This window comes from Rhizobium ecuadorense (assembly GCF_001187535.1).
Lineage (GTDB): Bacteria > Pseudomonadota > Alphaproteobacteria > Rhizobiales > Rhizobiaceae > Rhizobium > Rhizobium ecuadorense.
In genome coordinates, this window is record NZ_LFIO01000696.1 from 1 (window position 1) to 230 (window position 230).

The 230-nt window shown below is 57.8% G+C and carries 1 pseudogene; it reads right to left on the minus strand.

The annotated features are described in order from the left end of the window. Positions 1-76 (minus strand): annotated as a pseudogene (locus AF337_RS45365) (response regulator); the annotation flags it as partial. Positions 77-230: the final 154 nt, after the last annotated feature.

Here is a 230-nt window from a genome sequence, read left to right on the forward strand (position 1 = left end):
GTACCAGATCGACGGCACTCATCCGAATAATCGTGCTGTCTTCGACGACCAGGACGACCGCTTTGCCATATTTCATCGCTCACTCGGTCAATTTGGAGGTGTGAGCCTCGCAGGCTCCGATGGGATAGCGTTTCGCAAGCCATTCGGTTCCTAAGCGGCCGTAGAAATGTCGGTTCGCAAACCGGCGCTTTCCCGGTGGTTGATTGTGACGGCGGCGCCGGGACCCGCAT